Consider the following 14,857-nt stretch of genomic DNA (forward strand, 5'->3'; position numbering starts at 1 on the left):
CTTATCCATCCCGCTCAATTACAATATGATACTTTTGTTCTTTTACCAGATATCTGCTCAACATGGTTGAAGTTCCAAAACTGGTAGGCCACAGGTTCACAATGCAATGGAGGATAAATGCCCGTAGAAGCTTCTGACAGCCATCAAGTAGGGCAACGCCTCGACCAACTGAGTCAAGCTCTGAGTAGCGGTATGTTTGTCCATGTGCGGCAAATGCTGCAAAACATGGCCCCTTCCGATATCGCCCTTATCCTCGAATCTTCGCCCCCAAAGGCGAGGCAAGTGCTGTGGCAACTGATTGACCAAGAACTGTTAGGCGATATTCTCGATGAGTTGAGCGAAGAACTAAAAGATCCCTTGATCAGCGCCATGAGCCCAGAACGAGTCGCTAAGGCGACCGCCAGCATGGACACTGACGATCTCGCCTATATTCTGCGCAGTTTGCCAGACACTGTGTATAAGCAAGTGTTGCAATCCATGAGCCAGCAAAATCGTCAGCGTGTTGAACAAGCACTGTCTTACCCGGATGAAACCGCGGGCAGCCTAATGAACACAGATACTGTGACGCTCAGGCCCGATGTCAATATCGACGTTGTACTGCGTTATCTGCGCCAACGTGGCAGTCTGCCCGATACCACAGATACCTTATATGTCGTCAATAAACAGGACAAAGTGCTCGGCGGTGTTAGGCTTGCCGATCTGCTTACCTGCGATCCCAACACCCATATCAGCAGCATTATCGACACGGATATCGAGAGTATTCCCGTTAACATGCCCGACAGTGAAGTCGCGCAGTTGTTCGAACGCCATGACTGGGTTTCTGCGCCCGTGGTGGATAGCGAGGGCAAGTTACTCGGGCGTATCACTATTGACGACGTGGTCGATGTGATCCGTGAAGATGCCGAGCATTCCATGATGGGAATGGCGGGGATGGACGACGACGAGGACACCTTCGCCCCAGTGCTTAAAAGTACCTTTCGCCGCTCACTCTGGTTGACGATTAATCTGTTCGCCGCCCTGCTCGCCGCTTCGGTCAGTAATATGTTTGAGGGAACAATCGAGCAATTTGCCACCATCGCGATTTTAATGACCATAGTTCCAAGCATGGGTGGTGTGGCAGGCAATCAAACCCTCGCACTCGTTATCCGCGGTATTGCCCTTGGGCATATAGGCCAAAGTAACGCCCGCTGGCTGATCGGCAAAGAACTCGCCATTGGTTTCCTCAATGGTTTGATGTGGTCGATTCTGGTATTTATCGCGGTACTCTTCTGGAAGGATGACTTAGCACTCGCCAGCCTGATCGGTGGTGCCATGCTGATCAATATGACCATTGCTGGGCTTGCAGGCGCGAGTATTCCATTAATATTAAAACGACTTAAAATCGATCCTGCACTCGCTGGCGGCATGGTACTCACCACAGTCACCGATGTGATCGGCTTATTCGCCTTCCTCGGTTTAGCAACGCTGTACCTGATGAATTGATGCACTAATGCACTAATGCACTAATGCACTGATGCACTGATGCACTGATGCACTGATGCACTGATGCACTGATGCACTGACAATTTGAACTAATAACAAAAACGGCACCCTTTCGGTGCCGTTTTTTATCCCGCCGAAAACCGAAATAAAACTATTTTTTAGGGGGCTGAAAACCATAGCTGCTTAGAATCGCTTGACCTTTTGCGGAGAGAATAAACTCAGCTAACGGCGTAGCGGCAGTATTAGCACCTTGCAAAACCACTAATCCATAGTCGGCACCTACGGCGAGTTCCACCGGTAAGTCAATGATTTTTAGACTTGGTACTTCTTTTTTCGCCAACACGGCATTAGTGCAATAGGTTAAAAACACATCCGCTTGCTTGTTTTCCATCACCCAGCCATAGGGATTGCGATCCTTCGGTGGCTTAGCACTCTCAGGGCCGCCAGTCAGTTGTAATGCTTTAGTCTCTAACGCAGCTTTCGCATTGGGCTTTACCGCCTCAGCCTTAGCAAAAACGGCCCAGACATAGTCGCCCGCGGGATCGGCTTTCGGCGTTGAGGTGCCGACTTTGACCTTAGGATCTAACAAGGTATCGAGTAGCGTCGCACTCGTCACTTGAATATTGTCCTGGGCAATGGCGCAGAGTTGATTGCGGGCAAACATTTGCACCTTTTGCCCCTGACCCGAATCCACTAACGCCTGCGGATGTTTCATATTCGCCGAGGCAAAGATATCGACTTTTTCGCCCTCTTTAATTCGTGTTAACAGTAAGCCAGAAGGCGCATATTGCGCGGCAACACTCACCTGTGACTCGGCTTGATAAGCAGCAATAATATCCTTCATCGCCGCCTTTAAGCTGCCAGCGGCGCGCAGTTCAATAGGTGCGACTCCTGTGGTCACTTCGGTTTTCATCTGTGCTCCTTGCACTGCAGCAGCCATAATTACTGGGCTTAAACTCAAAGCTACTAACACATTTTTGCTTATCATAGGCATATTCTCCTCTGGACGGTAAATATCATTCGTGTGACTTATCCCCATACAGAACGTGAAATCGATAAAGGGATCAAGCTGAACTCACCCCAAGGCAAATCGCTGTGGTGTGATTGTGGTGTAGATCACCCAGAACACAGGTTAGAGAGGACAAATTGTCTAGCTAAAATCTGCGGGACACTTATGGCTAAAATCCCTAACACGGAAACAAAAAAGTCGCCCGCAGGCGACTTTTAGCAATAAGCATGATGATTAACAGGCTTACTAACCCGTTGGCGTTAATACGATTTCAACACGACGGTTTTGTGCACGGCCTTCGGCGCTCGCATTAGAGGCGATAGGGCTCGCTTCACCCATACCCTGCGACTTCACTCGAGCCGAAGCTACGCCTTTACCCATCAAGTAATTACCCACTTCACTCGCACGTACCTGCGACAGACGCAAGTTGTAAGAGTCCGAGCCACTGCTATCGGTATAACCTAATACGTTAAGTTGGGTCTTACTGTATTCCTTTGCCACCACGGCAACAGAATTTAGCACACGCTTAGCGCCATCACTTAGCTCGGTTTGATCTACACCAAAGGTCACTTCGTTGGGCATATTAAGAATAATATTGTCACCATTGCGGGTTACGCTTACGCCTGTTGATGCGAGTTGTTGGCGCAATTTCGTTTCTTGTACATCCATATAGTAACCAATGCCACCGCCAACGGCCGCACCAGATGCAGCGCCAATTAAGGCACCTTTGCCGCGGTCGCTCTTGCTAGAAGAAGCGACACCTACGGCCGCTCCGGCAACGGCGCCAATTAAGGCTCCTGTCGTCGCCTTAGCGGTTTGTTGTTCATTAGTATAGGGATTCACTGTTGTACAACCGGATACCAATAATCCACCGATAAGCGCCGCTATAGTGAGCTTAGTTGGTGTAAATGAACTGGCTTGAAAACGCTTCATCATTAATGACCTCATAACATGATTGATGACTGTGAATGTCCACAAAGAAGGTAAAAATTCACGACGAATGGCATAGATAAGCAATCACTGAACATTCAAAAAACGTAGTATATACCCAAGCGACCTGAAGATACGAGTTTCAGGTTGTTTGGGTATATAGGCATTCTCCTTAGAGACAATCATTAATCTCAGCCTGTAGCCGCTAATCGGTAATTTAGTCAGCAAAGATACAGGGATAACTCATAAAAGCCTCCATAAGCCGCACTGCCCCCTCCGCTTTGCTAAGCCCTGAAATAGTGCACTTTGCACCGTTTTTGACAAGCGCATAAAATAAAGCAGTTTTAAACAACATTACAAACAATTGATTTTTATGAATAAATAAAAAATTAGAATATTGGCACGAATTTTACATACTACTAAATAGGTAAGAGGAAGCGATAACCCTATCGCAGTTGTCTAGCGGTACGCTTAAATATGTTAATCAAGGAAAAATACCTCAGGTCTTAGGTTTAAATCTTAGATTTAGGTAATAGGTGTTGAGGAGGAAAGATGAAAAGCATGATGAAATTGATTGAACTGTGTCGCCATGAATGGATTTATCTACGCCACGTTGGCTATAGCCAGTGGGATTTAGAGCAGCGTCGTTAGTCACTAGGGAAACATCAACGCCATTAGATCGAATATCGTTAGAACGCAGTAAAGAGGGACAGCACATGGGAATTATCGACAATAGTCTCAAGCTCAATGTCATTTCCGAAGTGAAAGTGAAGGGACGTTTACTTTCGGATGTGGCTCGCCAATATGGAATTTCGGCTAAAGCCGTGTACCAGTGGGTAAGGGAAAGCGACTTACAACCACAGCAAAGAGAATGTGCTCTCATGGGTGAGATAGCCCAGCTGCAGAAAAAAATTAAACAGCTTAACAATGAATTACGCACCATAGGCTAATGTTTACATTCCTATGGGAGCCCAAATAGACAAGGCCGGACGCCGGACAGGATGGCATATCGCCCTGCTGATAACGCTAACGATATAAAAGATGTGCTAACAACAATAATAACAGCGCCCTTTTTCGTCCGGCCTTGTCATCCACATTAATTGCTAACCCAACCAAGGTTGGGAAGTCATTTAAGTGTTAATACGTTAAGTGTCGATACAAAGAGAGAAAGCCAAGGTTTTGGCAAGGCTTTAGAGGGAGTTATCTCCCCCAAGATCAAATATGTGAATTGTGCTCCCCCAAGTCACTAGCATATTACCCTCTTGGGTCTTGCCCTTTTATTCACGGGATCAATGAAGATCTAGCGCTATAGTGAGTGTGGCGCGCCAAGGAAGGCTGTGATTGGTGTTAATGGGAACAACCTATTTCAGTAAGATCCGAACGGCTAATAATCTTCATTCGCTTCTTGGATACGCATCTTGCGTTCCTGTGCTTCTTCATAAGCCGCTTGGATCTCTTCTAACACTGAACTGACATCCGCTTCGGCAAGCACCTCAGTAAACTCACCCTTGAGCAGGGTATCGGGTTTTAATTCACCCGCTTCAAACAGGGCCCACATCTCCTTGGCATACTGCGTCTTTAATAATTCGGGGGCGTACTGACCATAATACTGAGTCATATTATTGATATCTCTAGCTAACATCCATTTAGCATGATTATTAGCCGCCGCGTCGACCGCTTGGGGTAAATCGATGATCACCGGGCCTTCACTATCGACTAAGACGTTAAACTCAGACAAGTCACCGTGCACTAAACCCGCACAGAGCATACGTTTGACATAGGTCATCACAAGCGTGTGGTCGCGAACCGCTTTTTCGGCAGACAGGGTCACATCATTTAAACGGGGGGCCACATTGCCTTCGGCATCGGTGACTAACTCCATTAAGAGGACACCATCAAAACAGCCATAGGGTGTCGGCACCCGGACGCCTGCGTTAGCGAGCCGATATAGTGCATCGACCTCGGCGCTTTGCCAGGCTTCTTCCATTTGATCGCGACCAAATTTAGAGCCTTTTTCCATCGCACGGGCACGACGACTGTTACGGACTTTACGGCCTTCTTGATAAAGCACCGCCTGCTTAAAACTGCGTTTGTCCGCTTCTTTATAAACCTTGGCGCAGCGAATATCCTCGCCACTGCGTACCACGTACACAGTTGCCTCTTTACCGCTCATTAACTGGCTGATGACCTCATCGACCAGTCCTTCATCAACCAGAGGTTGGATTCGTTTCGGAGTTTTCATAGCGCCCTTATACCTTACTTAGGCTTGAGATGGAATACTGCGGACAAATCTTCATAAAAAAGCGGACTCCTAGCGAAAATAGGAAAAAATGATTAATTAAATTTAAGTAAAAACTAAAGCACCTAGAGCAACAACACAATAGCAGATTTATCTTGGTTTGAAGTCAACAAACATGCTGAAAATTAACCTTAAATTCTCCCATGCTTGCTTATAATTGACATAATCAAGTAGAAGTTCCCTCGATTCTCCAGTACCACCCCAAACACAGTCGTTAGACTAACAAAACCAACGCGAACGGGGCAATGGGGCTTACCGCCATAGCACGCATAGGGAATATACCGCACCTTATAATCACCTTGATGACGGACACTTACCTCGGCTCTGCTTTCATCGCTTGGCTTCACCTTCCCGAAGCATTATTCTGATCGCCTTTTATCCCTTGAGAGTATTGAATGCGTTATTTACAGTTGGCCCTGGCATTATCCGCCCTATCTTTAACCCAATGCACGAGTCTCTCACTCGAAGAATGTCGTAATAGTGATTGGTACACCCTCGGACTTGCGGACGGTAATCGTGGGGCTACGGCGACGCAGCTCAATCAATACCAAAAGGATTGCCACGAATTTAATCTCAAAGTGGATGCAACCCAGTGGCAACGGGGATACCAGCAAGGGCTCATTAATTATTGTCTCCCCGAAAATGGTTATCGCGTAGGGTTAGCGGGGGAACATTACTATGGGGTCTGTAGCAATAATCAATTTGTAGAACGCTATAACCAAGGGTATGAGCAATATTTAGTGAATAAACGCTTGGCCGAAATCGCCGAACGCTTATATGCCATCGACAGTGAAATCGGCAGTATTGATAACAAATTGAATAATCTCACCGACAAAGCCGCACTCTTAAAACAAAAAAATGTGCTGCTCAATGAAAAAAATCATCTGTTGGATGAAAAATTGCGCTTACGCCAAGGGGATATTCGCTTCGATTTTAGATTTTGAGTCTTAAAGCAGCCACAGCCAAACTCATCTATCTCACAAGGGCCCGCTCAGTTATACGGCGGGCATAACTAGGTTCGACTATTTAGCTTAGCATTAATCATACTGAGACTATGGACAAAATTAACGCTCTGCGCCTTAGTCGCGCGCAGGAAAAAGCCGTAATACAATAGGCTTGCACAGGTCCAAGCAACCGCGAGACTCCATAAATCATGGCTTAAAAAATGGGCGCCGCGCAGCTCCTGTGCCATCCCAAAAACCACCCCCAGTAGCAACCCAAACACTAACCCCACTTTGGCATAACGGGGGTGATATTGTTTCAATACATAATAGGTCGCAACCCAAGCAAAACCGCCACTCGAATGACCACCGGGAAAACATTGCCCAAACTCAGCCCCTTCGGGTAAACGGGCAAATAGGGAGAAGTGCATCAGCCGACCACCAAACTCCACCACATCCCATGGGCAGGTCATATGGGTTAGGTTCTTGCCGATACGCACTAATAATACGCTGGCAAGCACACTACAGAATAAATAGATCAATCCCTTGCGATAGGGGCGAATAGCATCGCGACGGAAACTAAAAACAATCCCTAACACTACAACTAGGGCCAGTAAGATCACTAAGTTACGTCCCGCTACATGCAGAAGATTTTCCATTATCCAATCGCCTCTTAATGGCCAAGAATCGACACCACCCTGCCACTGAAACAACATGCTCGCCATTTTTATATCGGCGTGAGTCCATTCAAGCCCAAAAATGATCACCGCAAAAACCAGAAGTGGGGTAAATAAATAGCCCTTAGCAAAGCGAAAAAACGTAATTTCACTATTATTTTTCAAATGGTTAATCACTACAAAACCCTATTATCTGAACATCTAGTACTAGGGTAATAGTGAATTCTTATCGAAAACTTAAGGCGTTTTACCATGTCAGCCCGACATCTGAGCCAACTTAATTTAGGTAAAAAATTCGAATCACTGACAAAAAGGCTATAGTTTATAAATAACATTGCGCCTCTAGGATTGAGCACCCATGCCTTACCATATCGCCCTTCAGCAATCTCAAAAAAAACGGATATTCGCCGACATTGCTATCGATACCGACGGAATCATAGTACCGCCAGCAATGCTCGAGAACTGGCAGCAAACCTTAGATTTACTCTCAGAAATAGTCGATACCCCCGCGGCACTTATCATGCGGGTACATCAATCCGATATAGAAGTCTTTGCCTCCAGCCATAGCCTAGGTAACCCCTATAAACCACATGATAAAGACAGTCTAGGCCATGGGCTCTACTGTGAAACAGTGATGAAAGAATGCAGAGAACTGCATATTCCTAATGCACTTAAAGATAAAAATTGGGATAAAAACCCTGATATTAAACTCGGCATGATCGCCTATTGTGGCCTGCCATTACGATGGCCCGACAACACCGCCTTTGGCACTATCTGCATGTTAGACAGCAAGGAGCATCACTACAGTAAACAGTTCCGTAGTTTGCTCAGCCGTTTTCAAAATGGGATTGAAGCTAACTTAGTCACGCTATTTCAACAGGCTAAACTACAAACCCATAATCAACAGCTCGAACATGTCGTCCAACAACGCACCCATGAACTGGCAGAGCTTAGCGTTAAACTTATCCGTGAAATCGAAACCCGTACTTCCACCGAAAGCTCCTTGGAATACCATAAAAGTTACGATCCACTGACGGGTCTACCAAACCGTATCACCTTGATTAATAACCTCTCGCTTATGCTTGAAGAAACTTATTCCAAGGAAAATATTTCTGTCCTCTACGTAGGATTACGCAATTTCAAATCGATCAACGACAGTTATGGCTACTTGATTGGCGATAAAATTCTCACCATTCTCAGCCAGCGTTTACAGCATTATGCCGATGAAAATACCTTTGTATCCCGCATCGCCGGCGCCGAATTTGTAATAGTTCAGTCCCACGCTTCACCACATACTGAGGTCAACAAACTGATCAATCAGATCATGAACTGCTGTAACACCCCTTTTGGCGTCGCAGATTTTGTGATCACTATCCCTTCAAGCATTGGCATAGCGCAGGCCCCCAGTGATGGGATAGATGCCGTGGTGTTATTGCAAAAAGCGGGGGCGGCGATGACAATCAGCAAAGCTGAAGGTTCTGCCTATAATTTTTTCAATCAAGATGTTCAATCGGCACTGCGCCAACGTTATCAACTCGAGTCGCACTTAATCGACGCCCTGAACAAAAATGAATTAAGCCTACATTATCAACCTTTTATCAATTTAAAGACCAAGACTGTGATCGGTGCCGAAGCCCTGCTGCGCTGGCATAATCCCATCCTTGGCAATGTCGCCCCCGACAGATTTATTGCCCTAGCAGAACGTAATGGCCAGATTATCGATATTGGCAACTTTGTACTACACACGGCCCTCTCCCAAGCCGCCAAATGGTGCAGAGCCCTCCAGCACGACTTTAAAATTGCCATTAACATCTCACCCATTCAGATGCGTAATCCCCGCTTTGTCGAGCATATCGCCGATCTGTTAGCACTGTATCAAATGCCCCCCACAGCCCTAGAGCTTGAAATCACCGAAGGCATGCTAATGCAGGACGAACACTTAGCCCACAATGCCATTCAAAAACTTCAAGCACTCGGTATCCGCATCTCCCTAGATGACTTTGGCACTGGCTATTCCTCCTTAAGTTATCTACAAAAATACTCCTTCGACACCTTAAAAATCGATCGCTGCTTTATCAATAAACTCGAAGAAAACGAACAAGATAGGGAGTTAACTAAGGCGATTATCGCCATTGGCAAGAAATTGAATTTAGAAGTAATAGCCGAAGGGGTAGAAACCCTAGAACAAGATGCCTTTATTCGTAATGAAGAATGCGATTTAGGCCAAGGCTACCTCTATGGAAAGCCCATTACCGCAAGACAGTTTGAACAGGAATTTATCCATAAAACTGAACATTAAAACGCGACTAAGCAATGTCGCATAAACAACCATTTCCACAGACTTTTATAACTCAAATGGGGAAATTAAAAGTGAGTTAGATTTTTAGCTCTAATCCTTGAGTTTCAGATTAAGATATCTATGGAGTAACGTTCGCCATAACTGGCATGGTTGGACATCACGGCGTACCCTGCCAATAGCCGACATCGATCCATTTTCCGAACTTGAAGCCAACTTCCTTGAAATGGGCCACTTGTGTCATTCCGAATTTTTCGTGGAGTGCGATGCTAGCTGGATTTGGTAATGCGATGCCACCAATGACCACGTGAAGTTTCTTGTTTCTGAGTTCCGAAAATAAAGCGGTGTAGAGGCCAGTGCCAAGCCCGGAACCGACGAAACTTGGAGCAAGATAGACGGTGCATTCGACGGAAAAGCGGTAGGCGCAGCGCCCCTTCCATTTCGTGGCGTAGGCATAGCCGACAACCTTTCCATCTTGCTCTGCAACCAGCCAAGGCAAAGAGGAGCTAACGACCTCGCCAATGCGGTCTGACATCTCCTTCGCGGAAACGACTTCTTCCTCAAAGGTGATCACGGTGTTCTGAATGTAGTAATTGTAAATGCCAACGATGGACTCAGCATCGTCTTCGGTCACGTGTCGTATCAAAGGACTCTCCATGATGTCCAACGTTTGATTAGTGCGCATGCGCATTTTGTCGAGATAATAGGAACCTATTATTCCCATGGTGCTCAATCCAACACATTGATACTAATTGCAAAAAATATATCACTCAAGAGTAAACGCGGAAAAGGTGATTGGGATTTCACAAATAAAGCAATAATGCGTTATATAAACACAGTTTCGTGGTGATTTGTATGCCGAGTCAGAATCTGGTCTTAGGGAAAATGTAACACTGCCATTCAGCATCAATAATGAGCCCCTCTAAATATCTGAGTGACGACAATGATAATCATGGGAGGGTATTGGGCTAAATGGCCGAGGTCACCAATTGAGCTTATTCAAACTCACAATGGGGTATTAGTTTTTTAGGACGCTTTATATATTAAGAACTTATCTAAATTTGGCATTGTTGCATCTGTGATCTTCTAAAACATGGATGATTAAAGCAGCGATCATCAACCTAGGTCGCTGCTTTACATCTCACTATAGGGATAGGGAAACGAGACTAGTCTGCTTTGATGACAGCTTGTGTCAGTATTTCTTGGTCATTTTTAAACACCACTAGCTCGCCTAGAGGACTATCGCTGCCGCCTAAGACGGTGACATAACAGTGATACTGGTATGGGCCGCTGCGAAATTGGAATGAATGATTCCCACCGCTACCGTCGAATACAAGTTTACCCTTGTTCAGCACTAGATCAGGCTTTTCGCTCAATGACTTACCCTTTGCCCAAGCGGCATAACGATATTGGTTGTTGCCCATATTATCGACACGAATAGTAAATTTAGCGGTCTGCCATGCTAACTCAGGGCTAACAAACTCACTCACACTCGCATGTAATGCCGTTTGTTGCTTGGCAATAAGCTCAGCTTTAAGTTTTGTCTCTACCGGTGTTTGAGCATTAATGCCAATAATCTTGCCATCAAAATCCAGCCACACCACTCCGCTGCCGAGCATAATCCCGCGCCAACCCATAGTCTGCCAATCGACGTCAGCCTTAGAATTGGCAATCTGCTCAAGCAGTTGTGAATCGAAGACTTGGTTGAAACGTGCAACCATTTCCTGCATATTTTGAATCGCGGAGATCGGATATTCACGTTTAAGTGGGTAAGCCACTCGCTTAGCAATGGCTTCTGGATCATTTGCCTTAGCCGCATCGATAATACCTTGTACCAGAGGAATATATTCCTGTGGCAATGCCTCATCGGCCGCGCGGACATGACTACTTAACCCCATAAAACCGGCTATTAAGGCCGCATAAAACGCCATTTTAATCAGCTTAATTTTATCTAAACTCGCTGATTTTATTCCCTTTACTGATAAGACAACTGACATCTTTATCCCTTTTATCCAAACGTTTCTGCTGAAATCAAAGGCCAAGAATAACATAGGTACACAGGACTCAAACCTTAAGATCTGCGCCAGACTAAGCCGTTAGCAAGAGATTGGAGTAAATCGCCAGCGCCACTGACATAAAGATAACGCCAATCGTCGCATCGATAATAGGTGTCAGTCGCTGCAATTTAAGTTGCACCTGCGCCTTAGATAACATCACAGCCACAAAGCCAAACCATGCTAGCGACAGCGATAACAACAAGATAGCGGCGGCGATTTTAGTGCTAATAGTAACGCTTGGGGTTATCAAAGCCGAAAACAGAGTTAAGAAAAACACTAATGCTTTGGGATTCAATAGATTAGTATAAAGCCCAGTCAAAAATCCTTGCCTGCGCGACATAGTGCCAGCTAAGCCACCAGCAACAGGTATAACACCTTCAGCCTCGGTAGTTTCAATAGCATTAATATTTGTCCCTACATGGGGTTTAACGCTTACTTTATGTTTAGCGAGTATTGCAAGACCGGCACGCAGGGCGCCAAAGCCCATCCAAGCTAAATAAGTTGCCCCCACAATTTGCACTAAGAGGTACAGAGTGTGCGAGCTCTTAATAAGCAGACTCACTCCCGTTAGGCTCAAAATCGTGTGGGCTAAAATGGCCACTGAAATCCCCACGGCCGCAGCAATCGCCGTGCTTCTGGGCTGCTGAGTGGCAATCTTCACCATAATGGCGAAATCGGGTCCGGGGCTGATCAAGGCAACCGTGTGGATCACGGCCAAGGTGAGTAATAAGGATAAATCCATAGAGATGCGGCTCCGCAAAAAGGGTTATTAACGATAACAGAGGCTGCCAGTATGGCCATGTGTCGCCGGGCTGAATTGTAATAAATTGCACAACTCTGTTTTATTCAAATCACCAGTCGTCGAAAAAACGGCGGAAGCTAGAGCATGCGCCGCTGAAATTGCACCGGCGATAATAGGTATGCCTGCTTAAAGGCTTTATTTAAATGGCTCTGATCGAAAAATCCGAATTGCTGCGCCACATCCGCCACTAACGCACCATGACTTAAGGACTTTTTCGCCAACTCTAAACGCACCCGCTTGAGATACGCATGGGGTGTCATCCCTGTTGCCTGTTTAAATTGCCGTAAAAACTGAAACTTACTTAAGTTCACGTCATTGGCTAAGGTTTCAAGTTGAGTATTATGCCAAGGTTCATCGTGAATTCGCTGTTTCACTAAGCTCACCTGCAACTGAGATAACCCCTGCGGTTGATTCGGTTTAGATATGCCAGATAAAACGCCGCTAGGGTAACGCTGCAGTAACAGATGAATAAAGTTCAATAGATGGGACTCACCCGCAAGTGCACTGCATTGGCCTTGAATTAATAACTCGTGTAGCTGAATAAAATATTGATAAAGCGTCGGATCATCCACCATAGGCGCGCTGAAAAAGTGCTCCTTGATACCCAGTTCTTGGCTGACTCCATTCATGTATTCCACGGGGATAGACATGACTTTCACCCGATAACCGTCGGCATCACGGCTCTGGCCATCGTGGGTTTCGTCGGGATTTAAGGTCGATAAACTGTGCTGACCGAGCTGATAACGGCTGCCCTTATTCACAAACTGCTGGGCACCTTGGGTAACGACACCTAAGTGATAATCCAGATGCACATGTTTATCGAAGCTGAAATGTGTGAATTCCGCCTGACTCAGTTCTATGCCTGATAAGCTGGGATGACGCCAATAGTTAATATTTTCAATGGGTACAATACTGCTCATCTGCTCAATTTGGGCCTTTATCATCCGCGAGTTTGCATTTCAGAATGATCATTCTAGCCGCCACAGCAAGGGCGAGAATAGTAAATAATTGCAGATAGGCCATTTAACCAACTTCGGCATTGAATACGGCTCAAAAAACAAAGCGCCCAGGGAGTTGGGCGCTTATTAGGTACAGATTTTTGCTCGGCAAGACCCCGAATAGCCTTAGGTTGAAGTAGCATGATTGCACCAAACTTGGCAGCATCTATTCTCCTTCCACAGTTAAACCATAGGAGAGGTAAATCTGCTTAATACGACCAGAGGCAACCATCTCAAGTAATGCCTTATTAAGTGCATCAAAAATGGCCAAATGGGGGGATTTATTGGACATACCAAAGTAATGCTCAATCCGATTCTGCTGCCTAAAATCGGCATAACTAAAACGCTCATATTCTAGCTTAGTGAGGACGCTCTCAATGGCGTCGCGATCGAGCACGGCCATAGTATCGAAACGCCCCATGATAAACATGCGAGCCATATTTTCATCATCGACTGACTCCACTTTATTCAGCGCCTGATCCCCATCAAAGCGCTCGAAATAAACCGTTCGCCGCTTAACCCCCACGGTAACCTTATATAAATCCTCATAGGATTTAATCCGCGCCTCTTCCCCAGTTTTTACAAGGAACAGAATATCCCGCTCCTGTATCGAAATAGGGCCAAGAAAATGAATAAATGCCTCTCGCTCTGGGGTCCGTATCGTGCGGGGCACTATATCGACCGTTCCCACCTGTAACTCATACAGACTGCGGGCAAAGGGGCGCGCGGCCCATTCGATGCGATATCCAATCTTAGCCGCCGCTTCTTCGAGAATATCCTTAACTGGCCCCGTCATCCGATTGTGTTGCTCGTCTAGCACCATTTCGGGCGGTCTATGCCGAAAATCGGCGCGCAGCACCTTAGGTAAGGGAGCCGAGAGTGCCTCCACCACAAAGAGTATGCTGACTAAACAGCCACAAACTAAGGTATGCCACAAAGGATTAATTGGGTGCACTAATTTAATGAACCTCTTATAAAACATACTGATACCACCTAAGTCTAGCATTGCTTTTAGCATAGTTCAGAACGCTTACATCAACACTCACCCACGGATTAAATCTATCTTATTGCGGATATTTAAGCTCAGAGCCAGACTCCCAGCACAGTATTAGGTTATCCCGCTCATACGACAATCATTCCAATGCCAAGCCCCACTATGGCTATAATCTATAGCTATACTGGATGGGATTAACTTAACCATATTTAGTGTTGATTAAAGAATCTATAGGGACTTTGATTCCATCGACAATAATCCCATTTAAGAACAAAAACATACTAGGCTTTAGTATGTTAAAAAAATAATCAATCTAAGGAACAGATGAAAATCCCCAAAGCTCTCTATGGCCACGGCCAACGCAGCTTATCT

At 45.8% G+C, this 14,857-nt stretch carries 13 protein-coding genes; 4 read left to right on the plus strand and 9 right to left on the minus strand.

Annotation, left to right across the window (positions count from 1 at the left end; genetic code table 11):
• Positions 1–117 precede the first annotated feature (117 nt).
• Positions 118–1,482: a magnesium transporter gene (gene mgtE / locus MJO46_RS08780; protein WP_253988984.1), complete on the plus strand. Its 1,365-nt coding sequence runs from the start codon at positions 118–120 to the stop codon at positions 1,480–1,482.
• 151 nt (positions 1,483–1,633) lie between these two features.
• Here the strand turns inward: mgtE and MJO46_RS08785 are convergent, their stop codons facing one another.
• On the minus strand, positions 1,634–2,470 hold the full coding sequence (locus MJO46_RS08785) for a molybdate ABC transporter substrate-binding protein (protein ID WP_253988985.1): 837 nt from the start codon (positions 2,468–2,470) through the stop codon (positions 1,634–1,636).
• Positions 2,471–2,737: 267 nt separating this feature from the next.
• Positions 2,738–3,424, minus strand: coding sequence for an OmpA family protein (locus MJO46_RS08790; protein ID WP_198783618.1), 687 nt, complete (start codon positions 3,422–3,424; stop codon positions 2,738–2,740).
• 713 nt (positions 3,425–4,137) lie between these two features.
• Here MJO46_RS08790 and MJO46_RS08795 point away from each other — a divergent pair.
• On the plus strand, positions 4,138–4,371 hold the full coding sequence (locus tag MJO46_RS08795) for a transposase (protein WP_198781144.1): 234 nt from the start codon (positions 4,138–4,140) through the stop codon (positions 4,369–4,371).
• A 434-nt stretch (positions 4,372–4,805) separates the two neighbouring features.
• On the opposite strand, the gene MJO46_RS08800 is transcribed toward MJO46_RS08795, so the two are convergent.
• On the minus strand, positions 4,806–5,663 hold the full coding sequence (locus MJO46_RS08800; RefSeq protein WP_253988986.1) for a PA4780 family RIO1-like protein kinase: 858 nt from the start codon (positions 5,661–5,663) through the stop codon (positions 4,806–4,808).
• A gap of 452 nt (positions 5,664–6,115) precedes the next feature.
• Here MJO46_RS08800 and MJO46_RS08805 point away from each other — a divergent pair, with 452 nt between their 5' ends.
• On the plus strand, positions 6,116–6,664 hold the full coding sequence (locus tag MJO46_RS08805; protein ID WP_253988987.1) for a DUF2799 domain-containing protein: 549 nt from the start codon (positions 6,116–6,118) through the stop codon (positions 6,662–6,664).
• 68 nt (positions 6,665–6,732) lie between these two features.
• On the opposite strand, the gene MJO46_RS08810 is transcribed toward MJO46_RS08805, so the two are convergent.
• Entirely contained in the window at positions 6,733–7,485 is a 753-nt protein-coding gene (locus tag MJO46_RS08810) for a phosphatase PAP2 family protein (RefSeq protein WP_253989014.1), read from the minus strand.
• A gap of 211 nt (positions 7,486–7,696) precedes the next feature.
• On the opposite strand from MJO46_RS08810, the gene MJO46_RS08815 reads away from it, so the two are divergent.
• Positions 7,697–9,637 carry an EAL domain-containing protein gene (locus MJO46_RS08815; protein WP_253988988.1) on the plus strand — a complete coding sequence of 647 codons (1,941 nt, stop codon included), beginning with the start codon at positions 7,697–7,699 and terminating at the stop codon, positions 9,635–9,637.
• Between the two features lie 157 nt (positions 9,638–9,794).
• Here MJO46_RS08815 and MJO46_RS08820 read toward each other — a convergent pair whose 3' ends face one another.
• From MJO46_RS08820 to MJO46_RS08840, 5 genes are all read right to left on the minus strand, one after another.
• A complete protein-coding gene (locus tag MJO46_RS08820) occupies positions 9,795–10,358 on the minus strand; it encodes an arsinothricin resistance N-acetyltransferase ArsN1 family B (RefSeq protein ID WP_367880917.1) in 564 nt (187 codons plus the stop codon).
• A gap of 442 nt (positions 10,359–10,800) precedes the next feature.
• A complete protein-coding gene (locus MJO46_RS08825; RefSeq protein WP_253988989.1) occupies positions 10,801–11,631 on the minus strand; it encodes a hypothetical protein in 831 nt (276 codons plus the stop codon).
• Positions 11,632–11,722: 91 nt separating this feature from the next.
• Entirely contained in the window at positions 11,723–12,433 is a 711-nt protein-coding gene (locus MJO46_RS08830; RefSeq protein WP_253988990.1) for a LysE family translocator, read from the minus strand.
• A 137-nt stretch (positions 12,434–12,570) separates the two neighbouring features.
• Positions 12,571–13,413 (minus strand): AraC family transcriptional regulator, encoded by an 843-nt coding sequence (locus tag MJO46_RS08835; RefSeq protein WP_253989016.1) that lies wholly within the window; start codon positions 13,411–13,413, stop codon positions 12,571–12,573.
• A gap of 244 nt (positions 13,414–13,657) precedes the next feature.
• Positions 13,658–14,473: an ABC transporter substrate-binding protein gene (locus MJO46_RS08840; RefSeq protein WP_253988991.1), complete on the minus strand. Its 816-nt coding sequence runs from the start codon at positions 14,471–14,473 to the stop codon at positions 13,658–13,660.
• Positions 14,474–14,857: the final 384 nt, after the last annotated feature.

The organism is Shewanella sp. KJ2020 (assembly GCF_024197625.1).
GTDB lineage: Bacteria > Pseudomonadota > Gammaproteobacteria > Enterobacterales > Shewanellaceae > Shewanella.

What these genes read in the sequence shown, in the direction of transcription:
- MJO46_RS08815 (WP_253988988.1), top strand. Translation starts at nt 7,697, where the DNA reads ATGCCTTACCATATCGCCCTTCAGCAATCTCAAAAAAAACGGATATTC.
- MJO46_RS08835 (WP_253989016.1), bottom strand. Translation starts at nt 13,413, where the DNA reads ATGAGCAGTATTGTACCCATTGAAAATATTAACTATTGGCGTCATCCC.
- MJO46_RS08825 (WP_253988989.1), bottom strand. Translation starts at nt 11,631, where the DNA reads ATGTCAGTTGTCTTATCAGTAAAGGGAATAAAATCAGCGAGTTTAGAT.
- MJO46_RS08830 (WP_253988990.1), bottom strand. Translation starts at nt 12,433, where the DNA reads ATGGATTTATCCTTATTACTCACCTTGGCCGTGATCCACACGGTTGCC.
- MJO46_RS08820 (WP_367880917.1), bottom strand. Translation starts at nt 10,358, where the DNA reads ATGGGAATAATAGGTTCCTATTATCTCGACAAAATGCGCATGCGCACT.
- mgtE (WP_253988984.1), top strand. Translation starts at nt 118, where the DNA reads ATGCCCGTAGAAGCTTCTGACAGCCATCAAGTAGGGCAACGCCTCGAC.
- MJO46_RS08805 (WP_253988987.1), top strand. Translation starts at nt 6,116, where the DNA reads ATGCGTTATTTACAGTTGGCCCTGGCATTATCCGCCCTATCTTTAACC.
- MJO46_RS08785 (WP_253988985.1), bottom strand. Translation starts at nt 2,470, where the DNA reads ATGATAAGCAAAAATGTGTTAGTAGCTTTGAGTTTAAGCCCAGTAATT.
- MJO46_RS08795 (WP_198781144.1), top strand. Translation starts at nt 4,138, where the DNA reads ATGGGAATTATCGACAATAGTCTCAAGCTCAATGTCATTTCCGAAGTG.
- MJO46_RS08800 (WP_253988986.1), bottom strand. Translation starts at nt 5,663, where the DNA reads ATGAAAACTCCGAAACGAATCCAACCTCTGGTTGATGAAGGACTGGTC.
- MJO46_RS08840 (WP_253988991.1), bottom strand. Translation starts at nt 14,473, where the DNA reads ATGTTTTATAAGAGGTTCATTAAATTAGTGCACCCAATTAATCCTTTG.
- MJO46_RS08790 (WP_198783618.1), bottom strand. Translation starts at nt 3,424, where the DNA reads ATGAAGCGTTTTCAAGCCAGTTCATTTACACCAACTAAGCTCACTATA.